The organism is Pseudomonas sp. W4I3 (assembly GCF_030816195.1).
Taxonomy (GTDB): domain Bacteria; phylum Pseudomonadota; class Gammaproteobacteria; order Pseudomonadales; family Pseudomonadaceae; genus Aquipseudomonas.
This window is the reverse complement of record NZ_JAUSXS010000001.1, coordinates 4,591,998-4,613,389: the sequence shown is the minus strand read 5'-3', so window position 1 is coordinate 4,613,389 and position 21,392 is coordinate 4,591,998. Positions and strand designations below refer to the sequence as shown.

At 58.8% G+C, this 21,392-nt stretch carries 24 protein-coding genes, 1 pseudogene and 1 riboswitch; of the genes and pseudogenes, 16 read left to right on the top strand and 9 right to left on the bottom strand.

The window, feature by feature from the left end; translation table 11 throughout:
- Positions 1–31 precede the first annotated feature (31 nt).
- Complete coding sequence (locus tag QF045_RS20960) at positions 32–1,288, bottom strand: MFS transporter (RefSeq protein ID WP_306493835.1); 1,257 nt, start codon at positions 1,286–1,288, stop codon at positions 32–34.
- A gap of 151 nt (positions 1,289–1,439) precedes the next feature.
- Between QF045_RS20960 and QF045_RS20955 the strand changes: the two genes are divergently transcribed.
- A complete protein-coding gene (locus QF045_RS20955; protein WP_306493834.1) occupies positions 1,440–1,895 on the top strand; it encodes a helix-turn-helix domain-containing protein in 456 nt (151 codons plus the stop codon).
- A gap of 49 nt (positions 1,896–1,944) precedes the next feature.
- Here the strand turns inward: QF045_RS20955 and QF045_RS20950 are convergent, their stop codons facing one another.
- A complete protein-coding gene (locus QF045_RS20950) occupies positions 1,945–2,823 on the bottom strand; it encodes a LysR substrate-binding domain-containing protein (RefSeq protein WP_306493833.1) in 879 nt (292 codons plus the stop codon).
- A 196-nt stretch (positions 2,824–3,019) separates the two neighbouring features.
- Between QF045_RS20950 and QF045_RS20945 the strand changes: the two genes are divergently transcribed.
- From QF045_RS20945 to QF045_RS20900, 10 genes are all read left to right on the top strand, one after another.
- Entirely contained in the window at positions 3,020–3,445 is a 426-nt protein-coding gene (locus QF045_RS20945; protein WP_306494932.1) for a VOC family protein, read from the top strand.
- A 116-nt stretch (positions 3,446–3,561) separates the two neighbouring features.
- Complete coding sequence (locus tag QF045_RS20940) at positions 3,562–4,803, top strand: cation:dicarboxylate symporter family transporter (protein WP_306493832.1); 1,242 nt, start codon at positions 3,562–3,564, stop codon at positions 4,801–4,803.
- A 58-nt stretch (positions 4,804–4,861) separates the two neighbouring features.
- Positions 4,862–5,443: a TetR/AcrR family transcriptional regulator gene (locus tag QF045_RS20935; RefSeq protein ID WP_306493831.1), complete on the top strand. Its 582-nt coding sequence runs from the start codon at positions 4,862–4,864 to the stop codon at positions 5,441–5,443.
- 55 nt (positions 5,444–5,498) lie between these two features.
- Entirely contained in the window at positions 5,499–6,602 is a 1,104-nt protein-coding gene (locus QF045_RS20930) for an alkene reductase (protein ID WP_306493830.1), read from the top strand.
- 64 nt (positions 6,603–6,666) lie between these two features.
- Positions 6,667–7,410 carry an SDR family oxidoreductase gene (locus tag QF045_RS20925; RefSeq protein WP_306493829.1) on the top strand — a complete coding sequence of 248 codons (744 nt, stop codon included), beginning with the start codon at positions 6,667–6,669 and terminating at the stop codon, positions 7,408–7,410.
- Positions 7,411–7,441: 31 nt separating this feature from the next.
- Positions 7,442–7,822 carry a nuclear transport factor 2 family protein gene (locus QF045_RS20920; protein WP_306493828.1) on the top strand — a complete coding sequence of 127 codons (381 nt, stop codon included), beginning with the start codon at positions 7,442–7,444 and terminating at the stop codon, positions 7,820–7,822.
- A 58-nt stretch (positions 7,823–7,880) separates the two neighbouring features.
- Entirely contained in the window at positions 7,881–8,267 is a 387-nt protein-coding gene (locus QF045_RS20915; protein ID WP_306493827.1) for a nuclear transport factor 2 family protein, read from the top strand.
- 93 nt (positions 8,268–8,360) lie between these two features.
- Positions 8,361–8,801: an SRPBCC family protein gene (locus QF045_RS20910; RefSeq protein WP_306493826.1), complete on the top strand. Its 441-nt coding sequence runs from the start codon at positions 8,361–8,363 to the stop codon at positions 8,799–8,801.
- Positions 8,802–8,953: 152 nt separating this feature from the next.
- A complete protein-coding gene (locus QF045_RS20905) occupies positions 8,954–9,436 on the top strand; it encodes a GNAT family N-acetyltransferase (RefSeq protein WP_306493825.1) in 483 nt (160 codons plus the stop codon).
- A 151-nt stretch (positions 9,437–9,587) separates the two neighbouring features.
- On the top strand, positions 9,588–10,388 hold the full coding sequence (locus tag QF045_RS20900; protein WP_306493824.1) for a GNAT family N-acetyltransferase: 801 nt from the start codon (positions 9,588–9,590) through the stop codon (positions 10,386–10,388).
- Between the two features lie 98 nt (positions 10,389–10,486).
- On the opposite strand, the gene QF045_RS20895 is transcribed toward QF045_RS20900, so the two are convergent.
- Together QF045_RS20895 and QF045_RS20890 are read right to left on the bottom strand one after the other, a co-directional pair.
- Positions 10,487–11,431 (bottom strand): hypothetical protein, encoded by a 945-nt coding sequence (locus tag QF045_RS20895; protein WP_306493823.1) that lies wholly within the window; start codon positions 11,429–11,431, stop codon positions 10,487–10,489.
- Positions 11,432–11,747: 316 nt separating this feature from the next.
- Entirely contained in the window at positions 11,748–12,143 is a 396-nt protein-coding gene (locus QF045_RS20890; protein WP_306493822.1) for a RidA family protein, read from the bottom strand.
- Positions 12,144–12,283: 140 nt separating this feature from the next.
- Between QF045_RS20890 and QF045_RS20885 the strand changes: the two are divergent.
- Positions 12,284–13,247: pseudogene (locus QF045_RS20885) on the top strand (LysR substrate-binding domain-containing protein).
- Between the two features lie 140 nt (positions 13,248–13,387).
- Here the strand turns inward: QF045_RS20885 and QF045_RS20880 are convergent.
- Positions 13,388–13,744 (bottom strand): hypothetical protein, encoded by a 357-nt coding sequence (locus tag QF045_RS20880; protein WP_306493821.1) that lies wholly within the window; start codon positions 13,742–13,744, stop codon positions 13,388–13,390.
- Positions 13,745–13,852: 108 nt separating this feature from the next.
- Here QF045_RS20880 and QF045_RS20875 point away from each other — a divergent pair, with 108 nt between their 5' ends.
- From QF045_RS20875 to QF045_RS20860, 4 genes are all read left to right on the top strand, one after another.
- Entirely contained in the window at positions 13,853–14,425 is a 573-nt protein-coding gene (locus QF045_RS20875) for a nucleotidyltransferase family protein (RefSeq protein ID WP_306493820.1), read from the top strand.
- Between the two features lie 987 nt (positions 14,426–15,412).
- Entirely contained in the window at positions 15,413–15,853 is a 441-nt protein-coding gene (locus tag QF045_RS20870; RefSeq protein ID WP_306493819.1) for a TspO/MBR family protein, read from the top strand.
- A complete protein-coding gene (locus QF045_RS20865; RefSeq protein ID WP_306493818.1) occupies positions 15,853–16,803 on the top strand; it encodes an alpha/beta hydrolase in 951 nt (316 codons plus the stop codon). The genes QF045_RS20870 and QF045_RS20865 overlap by 1 nt, the downstream gene beginning before the upstream one ends.
- 6 nt (positions 16,804–16,809) lie before the next feature.
- Positions 16,810–17,307 (top strand): GNAT family N-acetyltransferase, encoded by a 498-nt coding sequence (locus tag QF045_RS20860; RefSeq protein WP_306493817.1) that lies wholly within the window; start codon positions 16,810–16,812, stop codon positions 17,305–17,307.
- 14 nt (positions 17,308–17,321) lie between these two features.
- Here QF045_RS20860 and QF045_RS20855 read toward each other — a convergent pair whose 3' ends face one another.
- The 4 genes from QF045_RS20855 to QF045_RS20840 form a co-directional block, all read right to left on the bottom strand.
- Positions 17,322–18,086: an ABC transporter ATP-binding protein gene (locus QF045_RS20855; RefSeq protein WP_306493816.1), complete on the bottom strand. Its 765-nt coding sequence runs from the start codon at positions 18,084–18,086 to the stop codon at positions 17,322–17,324.
- Complete coding sequence (locus QF045_RS20850; RefSeq protein WP_306493815.1) at positions 18,083–19,087, bottom strand: iron ABC transporter permease; 1,005 nt, start codon at positions 19,085–19,087, stop codon at positions 18,083–18,085. The genes QF045_RS20855 and QF045_RS20850 overlap by 4 nt, the downstream gene beginning before the upstream one ends.
- Positions 19,084–20,094 (bottom strand): ABC transporter substrate-binding protein, encoded by a 1,011-nt coding sequence (locus QF045_RS20845; protein WP_306493814.1) that lies wholly within the window; start codon positions 20,092–20,094, stop codon positions 19,084–19,086. The genes QF045_RS20850 and QF045_RS20845 overlap by 4 nt, the downstream gene beginning before the upstream one ends.
- 114 nt (positions 20,095–20,208) lie before the next feature.
- A riboswitch (cobalamin riboswitch) is annotated at positions 20,209–20,403 on the bottom strand.
- 37 nt (positions 20,404–20,440) lie between these two features.
- Positions 20,441–21,370 (bottom strand): DNA/RNA non-specific endonuclease, encoded by a 930-nt coding sequence (locus tag QF045_RS20840; protein ID WP_306493813.1) that lies wholly within the window; start codon positions 21,368–21,370, stop codon positions 20,441–20,443.
- Positions 21,371–21,392 lie beyond the last annotated feature (22 nt).

Genomic DNA, 21,392 nt, shown 5'->3' with positions numbered 1-21,392 from the left:
GGACGCAGGAAGTTTGATTGACGTTGGAAAGTTATTTGCGGGTCAACTCCAGGTAAATCCAGTACAACAGGGCGACTGCGCTGATGGCCGCACCCAATACACAAACGGCAACCCAGCCAAAGTGTGCATAAGTAAACGTTGCGGCTATTGCACCCAGGCCACTGCCCACCGAGTAGAAGCACATGTAGGCGCCCACCAGTCGGCTTTGGGCATCGGGGCGTGCGGCGAAGATCAGGCTCTGATTGGTGACATGGACGGCTTGCACGGCGAAGTCCAGTAACACCACACCCACTACCATGGCGAACAATGAATGTTCAACGAACGCCGTAGGCAGCCAGGACACGGTCAACAGTGCCAACGCGACGCCCGTGGTGCGATTGCCGAGCCCTTGGTCGGCGAGCCGTCCGGCGCGTGCCGCTGCCAGGGCACCGGCTACACCGGCGAGTCCGAACACACCAATCTGGGTGTGTGACAGCGACAACGGTGGCGCGCTGAGCGGCAGCACCATCGAGGTCCACAACACGCTGAACGCGGCGAAGATCAGCAGGGCGAAGGTGCCCCGCACACGCAATGTGCGTTCGGTCAGGTATAACTGGAACACCGAGCGCAACAATTGCCAGTAGCCACCGTTCGCCGGTGGCGTGCTGGGGGCAGGCAGGGTGCGCATCAGCACCAGCGCCATGCCGATCATCAGGGCCGCCGAGACAAAATAAACGCCGCGCCAACCGGCCAAATCAGCCACTGCGCCGGAGACGAAACGGGCCAGCAGAATGCCCAGCACCACGCCACTGGTCACGGTGCCGACGGTTTCGCCACGCTGCTCGGGACTCGCCAGCGAAGCGGCGTAGGCAACCACCACTTGCACCACGACCGCCATCAGGCCCACCAGCACCATCGCGCCGAGCAACATGCCCCAATCCTGCGAAAGGCCAACGGCGCACAGGGCCAGCGCCGACAGCAGCATTTGCGTAAGGATAAGTTTCTTGCGATTGAGCACATCACCCAGCGGAACGATGAACAACAACCCGACGGCGTAACCGGCTTGTGTCGCGGTGACTACAACACCAATCGTCCCCGGCGAAACCGACAGGCTGGCAGCCATCGATTCCAGCAAAGGTTGGGCGAAGTAGACGTTTGCGACCGACATGGCGCAGGTAATGGCAAAAAGAAAAGTCTGATAGCGACTGAGGGTGGAGGTGTCCCGGGGTTGCGGAGCTTGCGGGTGCCCACCGCTGGATTTTTCAGCTTCGATGTCCATCTTTACCGGGGCATGAGACTTGAACGGCATCACTCCATCCTTGGGATTTGTGGTTTTGAATAAAAACCAGTTTGTTGATTTTTAACAAACGAAGTTGTTAAATGCAACCACATTTGCAAAGCGTTTTCGTCTGACGTTAGAACGTTTTCCCACTTCCTACTGACTCGCTTCCAGGAGACCCATGGCCAGACAGCACTTACTGGCGCAGAGCGAATGCCCGGTCGCCCGCACGCTCGAAGCAATCGGCGATCGCTGGGTATTGATGATCATCCGCGACGCGTTCGATGACGTTCGCCGCTTCAGTGAATTTCAGAAACGTCTTGGTCTCGCCAAGAACATCCTCACGGTCAAGCTCAAACTGCTCGTCGAGTTGGGCATTTTCGACATCCAGCCGGCATCCGACGGCAGTGCCTACAAAGAATATGTGCTGACTGACAGTGGGCGCGCGGTGTTTCCCATCGTCGTCAGCATGCGCCAGTGGGGGGAGCGCTACTTGTTCAACAAAGGGGAGAGCTACTCGGTGCTGCTCGACAGTGAATTGTCGGAGCCGGTAGAGACCATCGCCGTGCGTTCCAAGGCGGGCAAGGTGTTGGCCCCGGCCGACTGCCATCGACGGGTCGTCAAGCGCCGGGGTTGAGAGGCGAGTCGAAACGGCGGCTCGACAGCAACGGATCTTTTTTCTGGTTTTATTTCGAACTTGATGAAACCTGCTCAGTAATCAGCTGAGCCAATACCCGCACCGGTTCCGTGAAGCTTTGCCGGGCTCGATGGACAAGCCCAATGTCACGGTGAAAGGTGTGCTGTCCCAGATCAAGAACCCGCACACCGGCTGGCCACTCTTCATGAGTTGCTGTCTGCGGCACTAAAGCGACACCCACACCGTTTGCAACCAGCTTGATAATCGCTTCCAGTTCATCCAGTTCGCACACTTCACGCAGGGTGAAATGCATGTGCCGCAGGAATCGGTCGACCTGCCTGCCTCCGAAGGATGATCGGTCGTATCGAATGAACGGTTGGTTGGAAAGCAGCTTTGACCAATCCTCCCCAGGCACCTCGCGCGGGATAACCAGACGGTAGGGCTCCAGCGCCAAAGTCGTCCAACGCAGATCGCTTTGCAGCGAAAACGGCGGGCGAATGATCGCCGCCATATCGATTTCTCCCGCATCCACCATGTTGACCAACTCCATGGAAAGCCCTGGGATCACACGGGTCCGGCATTGCGGGCACTGTTGATGAAACTTGGCTAGCGCGTCAGGTAAAAAGGATCGCTGAACGGAAGCAATAGCGCCGATATTCACCAGGACGCTGGCGGGAAGTCCAACTGTAGTGGAACCCAGACTGTCGTAGAGCCTGAGCAGCTCCTGCGCTTGCAGGAGTATCTGGTGGCCCATTCTATTGAGGCTGGCCGAGCGACCTTTTCTGTCGAATATTTCAAAACCGAGCTCGGCCTCCAAGCGCTGAATCTGAGCGCTCACCGCCGCCTGGGTAAGGCCGATCTTGTTCCCCGCCGCTGCGAAGGTGCCTTCCCGCGCTACGGCGACAAGTGTTTTGAGTTCTTTGATCATTCACAAATAATAATTGTGTTTCTAAGAAAATTATATTGATTTTTTTGCTGGAAAACCCGGACTACGATGGACCCATTCCCGGCAACTGGTGCTGCACGAATGCCAATGTCGTGAAACGCGGACGTCATGCGATACCAGGGTGAGCGATATGACGCCACCCGACGCCCACCACAACAATAAAGTCTTTGGAGTTCTCATGAGCCTCTCACCTTTCCATCTCGCAATCCCTGTTTACGACCTCGCCGCCGCACGCACTTTTTACGGAAAAGTGTTTGGTCTGGAAGAGGGTCGTTCCAGCAACCAATGGGTCGACTTTAACTTTTACGGTCATCAACTGGTCATTCACGAACACCCGAAAACCGCGTCTCAGGAAAGTGTGCACAGTAATCCGGTCGACGGGCATGACGTGCCTGTTCCGCACTTCGGCATCATTCTCGGCTGGGCAGAGTGGGAAGCGCTGGCGGAACGCCTGAAGTCATTTGGCACCGAGTTTGTGATCGAACCTTATATACGCTTTAAAGGCCAGGTCGGCGAACAGGCCACGATGTTCCTGTTTGACCCTTGCGGCAACGCACTCGAGTTCAAGGCCTTCAAGGATATGAGCCAACTCTTTGCCAAATAACCGCAGTACCCATGGCACAACCGTGTTGTGCCATTTGATCTCAAGTGAGCTGGAAGCTCATGACTCTAGCAACTGCCAATAAACGCAGACCTTTCATTCCAACAAGAAGGCTAGACATGAAACGTATTCCCTTGGTGTGGCAAATCGTTGCCGGGCTATTGCTTGGCGTGCTCGTCGGTTGGTATTTCAATACGCATCCTCACTATCAAGCGTGGGTCAGCGCGGAAATTCTGAAACCGCTGGGCGATATCTTTATCAAGATGATGAAGATGGTGGTGGTACCGATTGTGTTCTGCTGCATGATTTTGGGTATTGCCGGTGGTGGCGATAACAAATCGTTCGGTCGCATGGGCATTAGATCGCTGAGTTACTTCTTCGCGATTACGGGTCTGGCCATTGTACTGGGGCTGTGTTTCGCCAACCTCTTCGAGCCGGGCAACGGTACCGATATTTCCGGTATTACTCATAGCGCGGCGTCGCTAACGATGGAGCCATCAAAGGGGGCCTTGGTCGTTGTGCAGAACATTGTCCCGGACAACGTGTTCGTGGCGATGTCGGAAGCGAAATTACTCTCGGTGTTGTTCTTCGCCGTATTATTGGGCATGGCGCTCAACTCACTGCCCCGCGAGAAGAGTGCCCCGGTAGTCGCGGTAGTGCAGGGCCTTTCCGACGCGATGTTCAAAGTGGTTTCCATTGTCATGGCTTATGCACCAATAGGTGTGTTCGGCATGATTGGCGCCACGGTTGCGACGTTTGGTTTTGCTTCGCTGTTGCCATTGCTCAAGCTGATCGGTGTGGTTTACCTGGCACTGATTGTTTTCGCCTTGGTGGTGCTCGGCGGGGTCTGCTATCTGATCGGCGAGAATATATTCAAGCTGATCAAATACTTTCGGAACGAGCTGATTCTGGCGTTTTCCAGCGCGGCCTCTGCAGCCGTCATGCCGCAGCTTATGAGCAAACTGGAGAGCTACGGTGCGCCACGTCGGATCGTCAGTTTTGTGGTGCCGGTGGGCTATGCGTTCAATCTTGATGGTGCATCGATTTTCCTCGGCGTGGCGACCATTTTCGTGGCTCAGCTCTACGGTATTGATTTGTCCCTTTCTCAGCAGATCCTGCTTGTGGTCACGATGGTGTTGACCTCTAAAGGGGCTGCTGGAGTGCCTGGTTTTGCCATCATTATCCTGTCCGCGACATTGGCGTCTGCTGGCCTTCCATTGGAAGGGGTCGCACTTATCGCTGGAATTTTCAGGATTATTGACAGCGGAACCACCACGCTAAACGTGCTGGGTAATGCCGTAGCGCCATTGGTTATCGCCAAATGGGAAAGGGAAGCTCTGGAGCCTGCAAGGATCAGGTGAGCGGGATAAAGCGGATTTTCTAGACGACCGGTCTAGTTTTGTGTAGAGTGCCTTCCCTATGAAGAAACCTATGCAAGATATGCGACAGCACATCATTGATGTGGCTAAGTCACTGATGACCAACAAGGGCTACACCGCCGTTGGTTTGTCGGAAGTCCTGACAACCGCCGGCGTGCCCAAAGGGTCGTTTTATCACTATTTTCGCTCGAAGGAAGAATTCGGCCAGGCGCTGCTCGAAGAATACTTTCAGGAATACATCGGTCGCGTCGACATCGTGATGGCGGCAGAAGGCACTGGCGCCGAGCGGCTCTTGGCCTACCTGAATTATTGGGCCAAGACCCAGGCATTCGATCATCCCGATGAGAAATGCCTGGTGGTGAAACTGGGTGCCGAAGTCTGCGACTTGTCCGAGGACATGCGCACAGTGCTGGAAGAAGGCACCGCGCTGATCATCCAGCGCATCATGCGATGTGTTGAGCAGGGCATGGCGGATGGTTCGATTCTGGCTGGGCAGAACGCGGCGACCTTGGCCGAGTCGCTCTACCAGCTTTGGCTTGGCGCTTCCCTGTTGGTCAAGGTCAAGAAGACTACGGCTCCGTTTGAAACCGCACTGATCACAAGTAAACGCCTTCTGGGGTAGGGCGTTTTTTTTAAGTATTTTTATAGACGACCGGTCTAATATTTAAGGGTTGAACATGATTGATAACAGTCTTAACACCGATCTTTTTTCGCCGACGCAGATGGGCGCCATCCAGTTGGCAAATCGTATTGTCATGGCTCCGGTGACACGTAGCCGGATGGCCGATGATGGCGTTCCGAACGAACTGCACGCCACCTATTACGCCCAGCGTGCAAGCGCAGGCTTGATCATTGCGGAAGCCACGAACATTTCGGCGCAAGGGCGCGGTTACGCAATGACGCCGGGGATCTGGTCAGAAGAACAAGTCGCAGGCTGGAAAAAAGTCACTGACGCGGTACATGCGGCAGGCGGCAAAATTATCAGCCAGCTTTGGCACGTGGGTCGCTTCTCCAGCGTCGAGTTACAGCCAAACGGCGAGGCCCCCGTAGCACCCTCTGCAATCAAGGCTGAAGGTACCACCTACACCAACAATGGCATGGTGGAAGTGTCCATGCCTCGGGCGCTTGAGACCTCAGAGATCCCGGGAATTATCGAGCAATACACGCATGCGGCTGAAAATGCCAAGCGAGCGGGTTTTGATGGAGTGGAAGTCCACTCTGCAAACAGCTATCTGCTCGACCAGTTTCTGCGTGATTCAACCAATCACCGATCCGACCAGTATGGCGGATCCATCGAGAACAGAACGCGGCTGACCCTTGAAGTCACCCAAGCTGTGGCCGCGATCTGGGGCAGTGGCCGAGTGGGTATTCGTTTATCACCGGTGACACCGGATGCAGGCAATACGCCGCCTGACAGCAACGTTATGGCTACCTACGGCTACCTGATCCAGCAGCTCAACCGATTCAACCTGGCCTACCTGCACTTTGTTGAAGGCGCCACCGCAACCTCCCGCACGGTTCCTGAAGGTGTCGATCTGGACGCACTGAGTGCTCAGTTTGAAGGGGCTTTCATCGGTAATAACAACTACGACCTGGAGATGGCTATTGAGCGCCGCGCACAAGGGAAAATCGATGCAGTTGCCTTTGGCCGCTTGTTCATTTCCAACCCGGACCTTGTAGAGCGTCTGCGTCGTGGCGCCGAACTTACCATTGCACCACGTGAGAGTTACTACGGCGGAGGCGCCAAGGGTTATACCGATTGGCCAACCGCCCACTATTGAGTCGTTCTCCCTGCGTCGGCGCGGCTGCGTCGCGAAAGCATTCACAGTACGAAGGATTCTGAGCATGAACTACCTGCAAAACAAAGTTGCCATCGTGACAGGCGCATCTTCGGGCATCGGCGCCGCCACCACTCGCGCGCTCGCCGCGCAGGGGGTTCGCGTGGTAGCTGCAGCGCTTGATCAGCAAGGGTTGGAAGCGTTTGTTGCAGAACTGCGAAAGTCCGGCAGTGACGTGGTCGCCTACACCACGGATGTTACCCAGCTGGATCAAACCAGGGCGCTGGCCAAGTTTGCGCAAGACACTTATGGCGCCGTGGACATTCTGGTCAATAACGCCGGTTTGATGCTGTTTTCCAATTGGGTCGATCTGGCCGTGCAGGATTGGGAAAAGATGATCGATGTAAACATCAAGGGTTACCTCAACGCTACTGCTGCGGTACTTCCGTTCATGTTGGAGCAGAAGTCCGGGCAGATTCTCAATATGGACTCTGTTGCAGGTCACCAAGTTGGGCCCTCGGCAGGGGTTTACAGCGCTACCAAGTTCTTCGTGCAGGCCATGACCGAATCCATGCGCAAGGAGTTGGGCGTACAGCATGGCATCCGCGTGAACACTGTCAGTCCCGGCGTCATAAATACCGGCTGGGCGGACAAGGTCAGCGATCCTGAAGGGTGCAAGGCTGCTCAGGAACTCAACCGGATTGCCATTGCGCCTGACGATATAGCCCGCGCGGTGATTTACGCGCTCAACCAGCCCCAAAACGTCACCGTAAACGATTTGATCATTTCACCGACTCGTCAGGATTGGTGAGGTCATTGGAATCATTCATTAGGAGTAGATCATGAGCAACCCAACTTACGTTCAGGAATACAACGCAATCATTGCCGTTTTGAACAAGTACAACGAAGGTGGCGCCAAAGCTGATAGCGCATTGATGAAGCCTGCCTTTAATGAACAGGCGACTATTTTTGGCCTCGATGGAGGCAATCTTGTCGGCGGCGCGATCCAAAACCTGTACGACGTTATCGACAGCTCTTTTCGTCCGTCCCCCGAAGCCACCGCCGCTATCGTTCGCATAGACATCGTGGGCACTGCAGCCAGTGCTCGCGTTGATACCGACAATATTTCAGGGTTTCGCTTCACCGACTTCTTCAACCTTCTGAAAGTGGATGGCGCCTGGACGATTGTCAGCAAAATCTACCACACGCATACAAGCGTTTAATCGCGCCACTGCATTGGCGAGGTGCGTTGTACCTCGCCCTCGCCCAAAGGAGAGACTCGTGTCAAAGAACATCAAAGCAGTACCCACGTCCGAATACACCGCTGTCATCGCCACCGCGAATCAGTACGTTGAAGGACTACGTGCAGGTAGCGCAGAAAACGTCGCCCAAGCCTTCCATAAAGATGCCGTGATGTACGGGTTTACAAATGGCGAACTGCTCGGTGGCCCGATCAAGAACCTGTTTGATTTCGTTGAAAAGAACGGTGATGCCCCCGAAATCACCACCCGACTCGACGTGCTGGCTATCACCCCCACGACAGCTGTGGTGCGTGTCGATATGGAGAAGGATGCCATCGGCGCCGACTACAACGATTACCTGACCCTGATCAAAATTGACGGTGGCTGGAAGATCATCGCCAAGGTTTATCACCAGTTCGAAGGGTGAGTGTTCGCCGATTGCACGTCATTTCCCTTCGAACGGTGCATTTGAGGAGGGCCTGGATGTTTTCACAAATAGACAATTTGAAGGGACTACAAAATGCCTGTCGTTGAGTTTTCCGCTGTCTTGGACAGCGATACAGGACATGCCTGGAGCGTATTGAAGAAATTTGGCGAGATTCATAAATGGCATCCATCAATTGTCCAAAGCAGTATTGAGGACAATCAGCCTGATGGAATGGTTGGCTGCATCCGCCAGCTCAAACTGGTCGATGGCGCAGTTGTCAGGGAGCGCCTGCTGGCGGTCGATGACCGCAACACAATGCTTTCCTACTGTTTCGAGGAGGCCCCATTGCCCTTGGACAACTATGTTGCCACCGTGAAGTTGGAATCTCTGACAGGACAATCCAAGACGTTCATCAAGTGGTCTGCAGGCTTCGACCTGCAAAACCTGAATACTGGCGAACACTATCAAGCGCTCATTCGACAACTGATCGTTGATGGTCACAACAGCCTTCAGCTGTTTCTTGAGCAGCGCTGAATAAACAACTGACTCAGTGGGGTATGTCGCTTAGCCGTGGTCACATGCAACGGACCAGCATCGCGACGTCAGTGGCATGACCACTGTGCGTCGTTTTCGCTTTGCAGCAGCTCTATACTGGCCGCCCAGGACGGTAGTTCGAGCCCAAAAATATGCCCGTTACGCCCACTCAAAATTTCCCGGTTGTTTTGGCCCGAGCCCAACAGAGCGACCTGGACAATCTCGTAGCCATTCGAATTGAGGCGATGCGCGAAAGCCTGGAGCGTGTTGGGCGATTTGATCCAGTGCGCGCACGCGAGCGGTTTCTTAGCGGTTTTGAAGCCCACAGCACACACCACATCGAGGTGTCGGGAGAGAGGGTTGGGTTTGTTGTGCTCAAGCATCACCACAATGAACTGTTGCTCGACCACTTATATGTGAGACCCAGCGCGCAAGGATTGGGAATAGGCGCTGCTGTTCTTATGCAGATTTTCAAAACGGCGGATGCGGCTGCACTCCCTGTTAAAGTGGGTGCTCTCAAAGAAAGCGCTTCGAATCGCTTTTATACTCGCCATGGCTTCCAATTCGTCGAGAGCAGCGAATTCGACAATTATTATGTTCGACAGAGCGTTGCGCCGATTGGCCCCGCTCGGTAGTTGGATGCGATGCACTGGGATGTAGGTTTTAACGCGCCATGGTGCCGATAGCGGCTTATCGGGAGAGGGCAGTTATTTACGTCATTAGTCAGTGACGTGTCTCTATGATTTACCGCTACCTCCTGATGATCACGCGAAAAGGACTCTGCACGTGGATATTGAGATGGCCAAAGCGATCGAGGCTGCAGAAAGCGAGTATTTGTGTGCTCGAGTTGAGAGCTTGTCTCAGGTAAGTGGAAACCCTTTTGGTGCTCGTGTGTTTTTCAACGAGGCTTTTCCATGCTTTCAAGTGAAGGCCTCACCTAGCCCGATGCTCAATCGCATCTACGGCGACAGTGCCGAAAGTCCTGAGGTACTGCTGAGCTTACTCAAGAAGTCGGCAGCGTATTCGACCGTAACACCTCTAATCGGAACGGCCTCGACGCTGGGGCAGCACGCTCATGTGGGCGGCGAGCGATTGGAGCGCCTGAGGGGGTGGACACATCTGCAACTTGCGTGCTCTATCGATGACGTCATCTTGAACCAACACTCATTCGAAATCGAAGAGGCCACCTCACACACGCTTCCTGAGTTCGCATCCGTTCATGCGAGTGGGTTTCATACCAAACCAGAGCATCGTCAGATGAGCCAGGCTTCGTTCGCGGGACTGATGTCAAATGACCGTCTTAAAATCTACGTGCTTGAAGTGGATGGGCAGATTGTTGCTGGAGCGCTGATGTACCTGGCCAGCAATGGAATTGCCTACCTTGGGACGGCGGCTACACAAAAAAGTGCGCGAGGTTTGGGCTATCACGCAGCCCTGATCGGTCATCGAATAGCGCAAGCGAAAAAACATGGCAGTGTTGTGATCGCTGCAACTGCGCTCGCCAGCTCGCAAAGTCGCCGTAATTTGCAGCGTTTTGGGCTAGCGACGTCCCATGTTCAAGCGCTGTATCGCTTGGCAACTATCTGATCAAAAAGCAAAAAGGGCGGTGGGGAATTTTCCTTCAGCTTGAGTTTCTTTGCGTCTGGCTCTCCACGCGCCAGTCACCAGTTCCATCTGTCGCGTTTTCAAGGATCGGCTTTCATCCGCCCCAGAACCGCCGTGCGCAGGCACTGCCAGGCGATAAACCCGATAATCAGCACCTCGATCACACCCAAAAACACATTGAATGAAAAAGCGACCGGTTGTTCGGCCCAGTAGAACGTCGTGTATCCCGATCTGAAACCGCTGATCCGCAACCGCCCGCTGATCACCGCCGGCACCAGTGCGACGACCTGATTCAGCTCCAGCACTGCGAGGAAAGTGCCTATCAGCGCGAGCAGGGCGCGCGCGGGAATGCCGAGTTGTTCGGTCGACTCAGCCGCAGGCACGGGGCCTTTGGCTTTGCGCTGCCTGGCGATCTTCGCCGGCGTTGGCGCCGGCCGATAGGGTGCCGGCTTACCGACCGCCGATTCAATGACGACCTCGCCAGGCACGGCCACGTCGAGGTAGTCGGCCAGTGTCCGTAGCCAAAGGTCGGTGCGTTTGCTGCCCGGCACCACCGGGACGTTATCGGTGGTCAACCGGTGCTCGCCGCCATCGCGCGTTGCCAGCCACAGCTGGGTGTAGTTGGGCTCGGCCTGCTCGCGGCGACGCAGTTCCAGGGCACGCGGGTTATCGAGGTTGAATACCGACTTCACACGCTCTCGGCGCCCGAAAAAGTTCTGTGTGCGGCGCTCGCCTTTCCCGCCGACGCGTGACAAGCACAACGACTCGCGCGAGCCCATGTACACCATCAGTGACAGGCCCAAGGCAGGCATCAGCAGCAGCGTGAGTACTAACAGAAGGGTCGACAAGGGATTCAGATCAGCCAGCTGCGCTTGCCATTCGGTAAGCCAGAAACCGACGCAGGCCACCGGCAGGATCAAGGTGATTGCGCCGGTCAGCAGCAAAAATGCGCTTTGCACGAGGTTGCGTGAGTGGATGTGCAGATCGCCGTTGGCGAGGTGTTCGAAGCGGTGGCCGATTAGCATGTAGAGATCCATAGGCGCCGGCTCAATACCGCTTCAGGGGCCGGTAGGCTGGGGGCGAGGTTGATGCAGCGCAGAATACCTTATGCAGGGCCTGCTTTCTAAGAACGCATACCCATCCAGATAACCGCCTCCGTCCATGCGGTCACCATCGGTGCCAATACCCCGAACCAGGCGAGGTTTCCGGGCTCGCCTGACCCTCTGTTTTCTGACGCTACTGTCATTTGCGGGATGTCAGTATTTTCCTCATACCCATTACTTCAAAGCGCCTGAAAACGAGAGGGTTCCCTTTCACGGCCGGAGAACGGCTGCGCCGAGTTTAATGGGGTAATTTGGCAATCACCTTGATCTCGAAGTCGAAGCCGGACAGCCAGGTCACGCCGATCGCGGTCGCCGTCGGGTAGGGCGCTTCGCCCCAGTACTCGGCCACGACTTCCCAGATCGTTTCGAATGTCGAGGCGGGGTCGACCATGAAGATGGTCGTGTCGACCACATCTTCGAAACTGCTGCCAGCCTCGGCCAGGATCGCGTTGAGGTTGGCGAAGGCCAGGCGAACCTGTACCGCGAGGTCCGGCTCGGCCGAACCATCCTTGCGGCTGCCGACCTGACCGGAGACGAACAGAAAACCGTTGGAGCGAATCGCCGGCGAGTAGCGGTGGAGCTCGTACAGTGCATGGCGGTCAGGGGGGAACACGACGTCACGTTTACCGGTCATTGCATACCTCCTTCGGGGCCAACGCGGCCCGCTGTTTATGATGGAGTCAGTGTAAAAAGACGAGCCACCTGAATAAACGCGCAACACTGGTCATGACTGTTTGTAGAATCCAAACTATCCAGACCCCAGTGAGGCGTGAAATGGACCGTTTCGATGCAATGCAGGCCTTTGCCCGAGTTGTGGAAACCGGCAGCTTCACCAAGGCGGCAGCCACCCTGCACATGAGCAAGACCACCGTGACGCAGCTCGTTCAGCAACTGGAAGCGAGGGCTGCGCGTGCGCTTGCTCAACCGCACCACACGCAAGGTCAACGTCACCGCCGATGGCGCGGCCTACTACGAGCGCGTCATCCGGTTACTGGTCGATATGGACGACGCCGAGACCAGCCTGTCCAGCGCGTCGATGACACCGCGCGGGCGCCTGCGGGTAGATGTGCCGAGCCCGTTTGCGCGCATGCTGCTGATACCCGCCTTGCCGGGCTTCTTTGCACGCTATCCGGAAATTCAGCTGACCCTGGGCGTGAGCGATCGGATTGTCGACATCATTGGCGAAAACATCGACTGCGTGGTGCGTGGCGGCGAAATCATCGATCAGTCCCTGGTGGCAAGGCATGTGGGCGATCTGAACATCGGCATGTATGCCGCGCCCAGTTATCTGCAGCGCTCCGGTACGCCAGCGCACCCCCATGAAATCGAGGAGGGCGGGCACAGCACGGTGGGCTTCCTCTGGTTTCGTACGGGCAAATCCTTGCCCTACGCGATGCAGCGTGGTGAGGAACGCATCGAGACCCAGGGCCGCCCGCAACTGACGGTCGACGACGGCAATGCGTACCTCGCCGCCGGCCTGGCGGGTCTGGGCATGCTTTGGCTACCGCAGTACATGGCCAAACCGCACCTGCTCAGCGGCGAGTTGCTGCCGCTGTTTGAGGACTGGCACATGACGCCAATGCCCATGTACCTGGCATTCCCGCCCAATCGCCATGTCAGCGCCAAGGTGCGGGTCTTTATTGACTGGGTGATAGAGTTGATGGCCGAGCATGCGCCGGTGGCTCGAGCAAGGACGGGCTCGATGACCAAGCCCCTCGAACAAGAAACGTCAAAGTGAAATCAGCGCAACCGCCATGCGCGCGAGCCTGGTGCGATCTGTATCTCATGAATGACCGCCTCTGGCCTGGAGTCATCGCCGAATCATTCGATTCAATCACTAGCCATTCGAATCGGTTTCAGTCGTCTCGAGCATTTGGGTTATCGACGCGCCAGCCTCGCACGCCAGTCACCCCCCTGTTGCACGCGGCACTCTTCTTCGGAGTCAAACTGCACGCAACGCTCCATCGCCACGGCTGGAACATCGGCGGCATGCAAAGCCGTGGCGGTCAGCTCGCGCATGCGTTGGTCGGCACCGGTGGCGAGGGCGAGTGCCTTGTTGGCGCGGGTGTCGAACACCCAGGTCACGCGCAGGCTTTGGGGGAAGGCGCTGTAGTCGACGGTGTGGGTCAGCCAGTCGAAGCCTGGAATTTCGGCCTTGGCGGTTTCGCAGGCTTCAGTAAGGGTAGCGATCAATTGGCGGTCGAGGCGGGCGCTGTCGCGTTGGGTCAGCGGCATCTGGGGCTCCGGTTTTTGTGAGTGCAGGCACCCATCATACTGGAGTCGTGGGTGCGGCTGATCTGCGGTAGAGTCGAGGCGCGTAGAACAGATCCCCCAGGAATCTTCATGACATTGACCGTCGACACATTACTCCAGCTGGCCATGACCAACCCCGTCAACGCTGAGATTACCGCACGCTTGCCGTCGCTCGGGGTGCAGCAGTGCCTGCTCACGGCGGGCTGTTTGTTTCAGGCGGTGTGGAACCATCAGGCGAATCGCCCGGTGGACGAGGGGGTGAAGGACTATGACGTTTTTTACTTTGATCAGGACCTGTCCTACGAGGCTGAGGATGCGGTGATCCGTAAAGCCGAGCAGTTGTTCCAGGACCTGGGCGTCAACGTGGAGGTCAGAAATCAGGCGCGGGTTCACCTCTGGTATGGGCAGCGATTTGGCCGGCCATACCCTCAGTTGCATTCGGCCAGGCAAGGGGTGGACCGTTACCTGGTGGCGGGCACGTGCATCGCCTTGGACATTGCCACGGGGGAGGTGTATGCGCCGTATGGGCTGGCGGACGTGGAGCAGGGCGTGCTGCGCATTAACCCCGTGCATGCAGAGCCAGAGCTGTTTTTGCACAAGGCCCGAAGTTATCAGGCGCGCTGGCCTTGGCTCAGGATCGTGCCACCGGGGCCAGCCGAATAACCCGCCGAGCGCTGTCTAGAACTGCGCCTGTCACGATGGCCCTGCAAACCGAGATCCCGCTGACACCGCCGGTACCCTGTAGGAGCTGTCGAGCTTTAGCGAGGCTGCGAAAGCGGTGTGTCTGGCGATGAAGAGGTTGACTGTGCCGCCGCCATCGCAGCCTCGCCGGGGCTCGACAGCTCCCACATTCGAGCGGCGTTGCGGGTCAGAACTGTGCTCGTCTCGATGGCGCTGTAAACCAAGATCTCCTTAACACCGCCGATCCCCTGTGGGAGCTGTCGAGCTTTAGCGAGGCTGCGAAAGCGGTGTGTCTGGCGATGAAGAGGTTGACTGTGCTGCCGCCTTCGCAGCCTCGCCGGGGCTCGACAGCTCCCACATTCGAGCGGTGTTGCGGGTCAGAACTGTGCTCGTCTCGATGGCGCTGTAAACCAAGATCTCCTTAACACCGCCGATCCCCTGTGGGAGCTGTCGAGCTTTAGCGAGGCTGCGAAAGCGGAGTGTCAGGCGATGAAGAGGTTGACTGTGCCGCCGCCATCGCAGCCTCGCCGGGGCTCGACAGCTCCCACATTCGAGCGGTGTTGCGGGTCAGAACTGTGCTCGTCTCGATGGCGCTGTAAACCAAGATCTCCTTAACACCGCCGATCCCCTGTGGGAGCTGTCGAGCTTTAGCGAGGCTGCGAAAGCGGAGTGTCAGGCGATGAAGAGGTTGACTGTGCCGCCGCCATCGCAGCCTCGCCGGGGCTCGACAGCTCCCACATTTGAGCGGTGTTGCGCGTCAGAACTGTGCTCGCCTCGATGGCCCTGAAAAACCAGGATCCCGCTGACACAGCCAACCTCCTGTGGGCGCCGCAGTGGTTTTGGCTTCATGACGTGAGGACGAAACGGCCTGCCTGTCATTTTTGCGGCGCACATTGAATTTATCTGCGCTAGTTTGAGTCATTGAAAGCATAGCGTTGCTTTCCACCCACTCGACCTCAAGGACCGATCATGACCTTCTTCATTTTCCTGCTCGCCTGCGCCGCCGCCGCCAGTACCGGTGTGATCTTCAAACCCGGCGCCTGGTATGAATCCCTGGTCAAGCCCAGCTTCACTCCGCCCAACTGGTTGTTCCCAGTGGCGTGGACGATCATTTATCTGCTGCTGGCCTGGGCCGGTTATCGCTTGAGCCTGATCCCCGGCAGTGAAATGGTGTTGGCGCTGTGGGCGGCGCAGATTGCGTTGAATACGCTGTGGACGCCGGTGTTCTTCGGCGCGCATCGCTTGTTCGCGGGGATGGTGATCATTGTGCTGCTGTGGCTGACCGTGGCGGCGATGGTGGTGCTGGCGGTGCGTCTGGACCTGATTACCGGCTTGATCCTGTTCCCGTACCTGGCCTGGCTGTGCGTGGCGGCGGCGTTGAACTTCTCGATCCTGCGTAACAACCGCTGATGGCCTACCAACACTGGCCCGCCAGCGAGCCCGAGCTGGCGCAGATGCGTCGCTTCAATCAAACGCTGGCGTGGATGCCGCGTTTCAAGGTGCGCAACCGCTTCACGCCGCGGGTGATCCAGGCGCTGCTGCGCACCCGGCAAAGCTTCAAGAAGGCGCCGGTGGTGGAGCGCTACCTCGTTGGCTCCGTACCGGTACGCATCATGCGGCCGGCCGGTGCGCCCAAAGGCGTGGTGTTGGATATCCACGGCGGCGGCTGGGTGATCGGCAACGCGCAGATGAATGACGACCTCAACCTGGGCATGGTGCGCGCCTGCGACGTTGCGGTGGTGTCGGTGGACTATCGGCTGGCCGTCAGCACGCCAGTGGAAGGGCTGCTGGAAGACTGCCTGGCTGCTGCGCGCTGGCTCTTGGAAGACTGCGCCGAGTTTGCCGATTTGCCGGTGATTGTTGTCGGCGAGTCGGCCGGTGGGCACCTGGCGGCGGCGACGTTGCTGGCGCTCAAGCAGTGGCCGCAGCTGCTCAAGCGCGTCAGTGGCGCCGTGTTGTACTACGGCGTTTACGACCTGACCGGTACGCCGAGCGTACGCACGGCCGGCCCGCAGACGCTGTTGCTCGATGGCCCGGGCATGGTAACGGCGCTGCGCTTGCTCACGCCGGGAATCACCGACGAAGAGCGTCGCCAGCCGCCGTTATCACCCTTGTATGGGGACTTCTCCGGCATGCCGCCGGCGCTGATGTTCGTGGGTGAGTTGGACCCGCTCAGAGACGACACGCTGCTGATCGCCGAGCGCTGGGCAGACGTAGAGGCGCATCTGTTGCCTGAAACGGCCCATGGTTTTATTCACTTTCCGGTGGCGATGGCCGATCGGGTTCTGGCTTATAGCCGCCAGTGGATAACGGGCAAGGTTTCCGTTGCCCTGCATCCCGAGAAGCTTCAGTCTTATTGAGGTTTTATGCACGAGAGGCCCACCATTGAGGCGGTCAGCGCTGCTGCTATCCCCGATGTTCTGGAATTTGTGATGCGGGCGCGTGCCGAGCTTTTTCCCATGCTCAGCAATGCCGCCTTGCCGGACGATCTGGCGCGCTTCGAGGCGGTATACCTCCACGGAGGTGGGCGATTTCTGACTGCCCAGGCCGATGGGCAGATCGTTGCCGCCATCGGTTATCTGCCGTATGACGGGCGTTTCCCTCAGTTGGATTACCAAGGGCTCAAGACGGTGGAAGTGGTGCGCCTGTACGTACTCCCCGCATGGCGTCGCTTCGGCCTGGCGGGTGAGTTATACCGTTCGCTGGAGGCGCTGGCGCGGGCCGATGGCGTGGAGGTGGTTTACCTGCACACCCACCCGTTTCTGCCCGGGGCGATTGATTTCTGGCGCAGGCAGGGCTTCGACGTGGTGGATGTCGAGGCGGATCCGGTGTGGCAGACCACGCACATGCATCGGGTTCTGTAGATCTGCTCCGGGCGTCAGTTGGAGCGCAGCCGCAGAATTTTCGCACCGTCAAACGGATCTGTCAGGTAATGGCCCTGCACCCCGAATGTTTCCTGTAGCCGCTGCGGCGTCAGTACCTGCAGCGGCGTGCCCAGCGCCACCAACCGCCCACGGTCGAGCACGGCCAGGCGATCACAGGTCAGCGCCTGGTTGAGATCGTGCAAGGCTATCAAGGTGGTGACCGGTAGCGCCTGCACGCCTTTGAGAATGGTCAGTTGGTGCTGGATGTCCAAGTGGTTGGTCGGCTCGTCCAGCAGCAGAATCTGTGGCCGCTGCGCCAGCGCGCGGGCGATATGCACGCGCTGGCGTTCGCCGCCGGAGAGGCTGCGCCAGGCGCGATGGCTCAGGTGGGTGGCGTCCACGTCGTGCAGGGCCTGGCGCACGATGGCGTCATGTTCCTGCGACCAGGGGCTCAGTGCCGACAGCCACGGCGTGCGGCCCAGGGCAACGGCATCGAACACGCGGATGGCGTCGTCGGTATCGGCCTGTTGCTCCACCACGGCCACTTGCCGCGCAATGGCGCGACGGGACAAGTCGCCTAAACGCTGGTCGCCCAGGCGTACCTCGCCGTTGGCCGGTGTACGCAACCCCGCGAGCAACTTGAGCAGGGTCGACTTGCCCGACCCGTTTGGACCGACGATGCCCAGGGTTTCACCCGACTCGACCTGCAGGTTAATGTCGCGTAACAGCTCAGCCTCACGCACCCTGAAGCCCAACCCGCTGCAACTCAATACACTCATCGCGCATTTCTCCGGCCGATCAGGATCAGCGCAAACACCGGGGCGCCGACGAGTGCGGTGACCACACCCACCGGAATCACCTGGCCTTTGATCAGGGTGCGCGACAGCACATCGGCGGCGATCAGAAACAACGCGCCGCCCAGGGCGCTGGCGGGCAGCAAACGCGAGTGCCCGGTGCCGAGTATCAGGCGTGCGGCATGGGGAATCACCAGCCCGACAAAGCCAATGGAGCCGACAATCGACACCATCACCGCCGTCACCACCGCCGCGCAGCCCACCAGCACAAACTGCACGCGCCGCACCGGGATACCAACGGAGGCCGCTGAATCGGTGCCGAAGGTAAACGCATCCAGCGCGCGCCGGTGCCACAGGCACACCACCAGCCCCGCCAACGCCACCGGCACCGCCAGCCACACCGCCGGCCAGCGCACGCCGCTGAGGTTTCCCAACAGCCAGAACATGATGCCGCGCGCCTGTTCGGAGCTGGCGGATTTGGTAATCAGGAACGCGGTGAGCGCATTGAACAGCTGCGAGCCGGCGATGCCAGCGAGGATAATCTGCCCGGTGCCGCTGGACGAGCCGCTGGCCCGCGCCAACAGAATCACCAGCGCAAACGCGGCCATGGCGCCGACGAATGCGCCGGCCGACAACGAAATCAAACCGCCGCCCACGCCGATCAATGCAATCAGCACCGCACCGGTCGAAGCGCCGGCGCTGATGCCCAACAGGTACGGATCGGCCAACGGATTACGCAATAACGACTGCAGGATTACCCCACACGTCGCCAGGCCCGCACCACAGGCGCCGGCCACCAGGGCGCGGGTCAGGCGATAGTTCCACACCACGCCTTCATCGATGGGGTCAAGCACGTAGCCGGCCGCCCAGAGTTTGTTGGCGAGCACCTGGAGCACCACCTGCGGCGAGATGGCGGTTTCGCCGATGGCCACTCCGGCGAGCAGAGCGATCAGCAGCAGCGTGAGGGCGAGCAGGGTCCGTATCATTGCGGCAGGTCGTAGCCGTCGATGGCGGCAGACAGTTGTTCAAGGCCGTCGAAGGTACGCAGGCTGGCCTGTAGCGCCAAGGCGTCAAGGATGATGATGCGGTTGTTTTTTACCGCGTCCATGTTGCGGGTCACCGGGTCGCTGCGCAGGAAGGCCAGTTTCTTTTCATGGTCGTCGGCGGGATAGCGGCGACGGTCCATGCGCGCAATCACCAGAAAGGTGGGGTTGGCCTTGGCGATGGTTTCCCAGCCAACGGCGGGCCATTCTTCATCGGACTGCACCACGTTGCGCAGGCCCAGGGTTTGCAGCATGAATTCGGGAACGCCTTTGTGGCCCGCCACGTATGGATCACTGGCCATCTCGGCGCTGGAAAACCACACCAGCGCGCTGGCCTGCTTCAAACCTTTGCGCTGCACGGTGGCAATGGACTTGGCCAGGCGCGCCTTGAGTTCGTCGGTAAGCTGTTGGCCGCGAGCTTGCACGTCGAAGATCTCGGCCAGTTGGCTGAGGCTCTTGTAGATCGTCTCGATACGGAACGCTTCCAGCCGCGTGCCGTCAGCGCCCACCCGATTGTCCTTGGCTTCGCAGTCCGAAGGTAGCAGGTAGGTGGGGATGTTCAGCTCATGAAACTGCTCGCGGGTGCCCACCACGCCTTGGGGGCCGACCACCCATTCCAGCTCGGCGGCCACCAGTTGCGGGCGCTTGGCGATCACCGCCTCGAAGCTCGGCTCGTTATTGGCCAGGCGCTCGATGCTGTCGTTCTGCGCCTTGTACTGTGGCAACACATCGTTGAACCACAGCGAGGTGCCGACCACTTTATCGCCAACGCCCAACGCATACAGCATCTCGGTGGCGGCCTGGCCGATGGTCACGCTGCGCGCGGGCGCTTGCGCAAAAGTGACGTGGCTGCCGCAGTTTTCCAGCGTCAGCGGGTAGTGGGTAGGCGCCGCGTGTGCCAGGGCACAGCAACCCAGGCCGATGATCAGGGCCGTAACGCGTGGCAGCATGGGGCAATCTCCGTTTGAACCGTAGGTGAAGCAGGGGCGGTACGGTACGGAAATACACCCACGAACGCTGCCGGCCGGGCAGGGCAAGGATGGCCTTCCCGGACACCCCGCCGGTTAGTCAGTCACTGGGCCGGCAGGTCTCCTGACTGATGCGTCGTCGCCATGCTCCGGCCTTCCCGGACAACGTCCAGTGGCAGTGGGGAGCAGGCTCGGCATCTACAGTTGCGGGGGCAGTTTCGATTGACGTCGCGGGCGGCGTTTCGAATTCCCTATTAGTCCCATGTGGGAACCGGCGGCGCTATGGTAGTTGATTCGGCCCCGGAGAGGGAGGTTGAAGTGACGCCGGTCACAGGCGGATATCCCCAGGCCCGCGGATCAGCGCTTCGATGCGCGTTCCCGTGGCGCGCTCTTCGTTGCTGAAGCCGTCGTAGTCGGCCAGGTTGCCGAAGCGGATGCCGGTCAACCGTTCGATCTGAATCACGCTGCGCTGGTAGGTCCTGAGCGGGCCGAACACCAGGTCCAGTTGGCCCAGTTCGCGGCTCTGGTCGATCATGTAGGCGCTGGCCGAGGGTTTGCCGTCGTCGCTGAGGTAGGCCACGACTTTCCAGAACGCCTTGGGGATTTTCACGCCACGGTACAGGCGGTCGTCGTCGGCGAACACCGGGCCGGTAAATACGCTGGCGCGGGCTTTCCAGCGCTGGGTGTTGTCGAGAATGTAGTCCTCCAGTTCCAGCCAGGTCTTCTGGTTGAAGCCGCTCATCTGCGGCGAGCAGTTGGTGAAGTGGAAGGTGTCGCCATTGGCGGTGTTCGCCTCGTCGCCCCAGTTGGGGTCCTGGCGCCGCACCAGATGACCACGGTCAAGGCCATTGCCGACGTACAGGTCTTCTCCCACCTGGGCGTCGATGGGCAGGCGGCCATCGTAGGCCCAGCTGTCGTTGCTGCGCACAATGTCCACATGCTTTGCGCCGTCGATGTTGACGCCCACATACAGGGCCAGCCGGCGGGAACGCGACATGCTGATGGAAAAGTGCGTGTAGTCCAGGCGCCCGGGCTGGGCGTCGCCTGCCTGGGCCGGGTCAAGCGTGGGCCAGGGCACGCCAAAGCTGCCAAGAAAATCCTCGGCGTAACCGCGCCGGTCTTGCAGGTCCTTGGCTGGGGTGACGCGTGGCGTTGCGGCCCTGGCTTCCAGCAAGGAGGGGCCCGGCGTGATCACGGGGCGAAGGTCGGCCAGCCTTGGTCGCCAGGCCAGGTCGATTTTGACGGTGCGTGCCGGCATGGGGTACTCCTGATGGTTTGGG

Bases quoted from the DNA above. Each gene is read 5' to 3' on its own strand.
- QF045_RS20850 (WP_306493815.1), bottom strand. From the start codon at position 19,087: ATGATACGGACCCTGCTCGCCCTCACGCTGCTGCTGATCGCTCTGCTC.
- QF045_RS20855 (WP_306493816.1), bottom strand. From the start codon at position 18,086: ATGAGTGTATTGAGTTGCAGCGGGTTGGGCTTCAGGGTGCGTGAGGCT.
- QF045_RS20840 (WP_306493813.1), bottom strand. From the start codon at position 21,370: ATGCCGGCACGCACCGTCAAAATCGACCTGGCCTGGCGACCAAGGCTG.
- QF045_RS20940 (WP_306493832.1), top strand. From the start codon at position 3,562: ATGAAACGTATTCCCTTGGTGTGGCAAATCGTTGCCGGGCTATTGCTT.
- QF045_RS20955 (WP_306493834.1), top strand. From the start codon at position 1,440: ATGGCCAGACAGCACTTACTGGCGCAGAGCGAATGCCCGGTCGCCCGC.
- QF045_RS20930 (WP_306493830.1), top strand. From the start codon at position 5,499: ATGATTGATAACAGTCTTAACACCGATCTTTTTTCGCCGACGCAGATG.
- QF045_RS20880 (WP_306493821.1), bottom strand. From the start codon at position 13,744: ATGCCGCTGACCCAACGCGACAGCGCCCGCCTCGACCGCCAATTGATC.
- QF045_RS20910 (WP_306493826.1), top strand. From the start codon at position 8,361: ATGCCTGTCGTTGAGTTTTCCGCTGTCTTGGACAGCGATACAGGACAT.
- QF045_RS20960 (WP_306493835.1), bottom strand. From the start codon at position 1,288: ATGCCGTTCAAGTCTCATGCCCCGGTAAAGATGGACATCGAAGCTGAA.
- QF045_RS20905 (WP_306493825.1), top strand. From the start codon at position 8,954: ATGCCCGTTACGCCCACTCAAAATTTCCCGGTTGTTTTGGCCCGAGCC.
- QF045_RS20860 (WP_306493817.1), top strand. From the start codon at position 16,810: ATGCACGAGAGGCCCACCATTGAGGCGGTCAGCGCTGCTGCTATCCCC.
- QF045_RS20925 (WP_306493829.1), top strand. From the start codon at position 6,667: ATGAACTACCTGCAAAACAAAGTTGCCATCGTGACAGGCGCATCTTCG.
- QF045_RS20875 (WP_306493820.1), top strand. From the start codon at position 13,853: ATGACATTGACCGTCGACACATTACTCCAGCTGGCCATGACCAACCCC.
- QF045_RS20895 (WP_306493823.1), bottom strand. From the start codon at position 11,431: ATGCTAATCGGCCACCGCTTCGAACACCTCGCCAACGGCGATCTGCAC.
- QF045_RS20890 (WP_306493822.1), bottom strand. From the start codon at position 12,143: ATGACCGGTAAACGTGACGTCGTGTTCCCCCCTGACCGCCATGCACTG.
- QF045_RS20865 (WP_306493818.1), top strand. From the start codon at position 15,853: ATGGCCTACCAACACTGGCCCGCCAGCGAGCCCGAGCTGGCGCAGATG.
- QF045_RS20950 (WP_306493833.1), bottom strand. From the start codon at position 2,823: ATGATCAAAGAACTCAAAACACTTGTCGCCGTAGCGCGGGAAGGCACC.
- QF045_RS20945 (WP_306494932.1), top strand. From the start codon at position 3,020: ATGAGCCTCTCACCTTTCCATCTCGCAATCCCTGTTTACGACCTCGCC.
- QF045_RS20845 (WP_306493814.1), bottom strand. From the start codon at position 20,094: ATGCTGCCACGCGTTACGGCCCTGATCATCGGCCTGGGTTGCTGTGCC.
- QF045_RS20935 (WP_306493831.1), top strand. From the start codon at position 4,862: ATGAAGAAACCTATGCAAGATATGCGACAGCACATCATTGATGTGGCT.
- QF045_RS20870 (WP_306493819.1), top strand. From the start codon at position 15,413: ATGACCTTCTTCATTTTCCTGCTCGCCTGCGCCGCCGCCGCCAGTACC.
- QF045_RS20920 (WP_306493828.1), top strand. From the start codon at position 7,442: ATGAGCAACCCAACTTACGTTCAGGAATACAACGCAATCATTGCCGTT.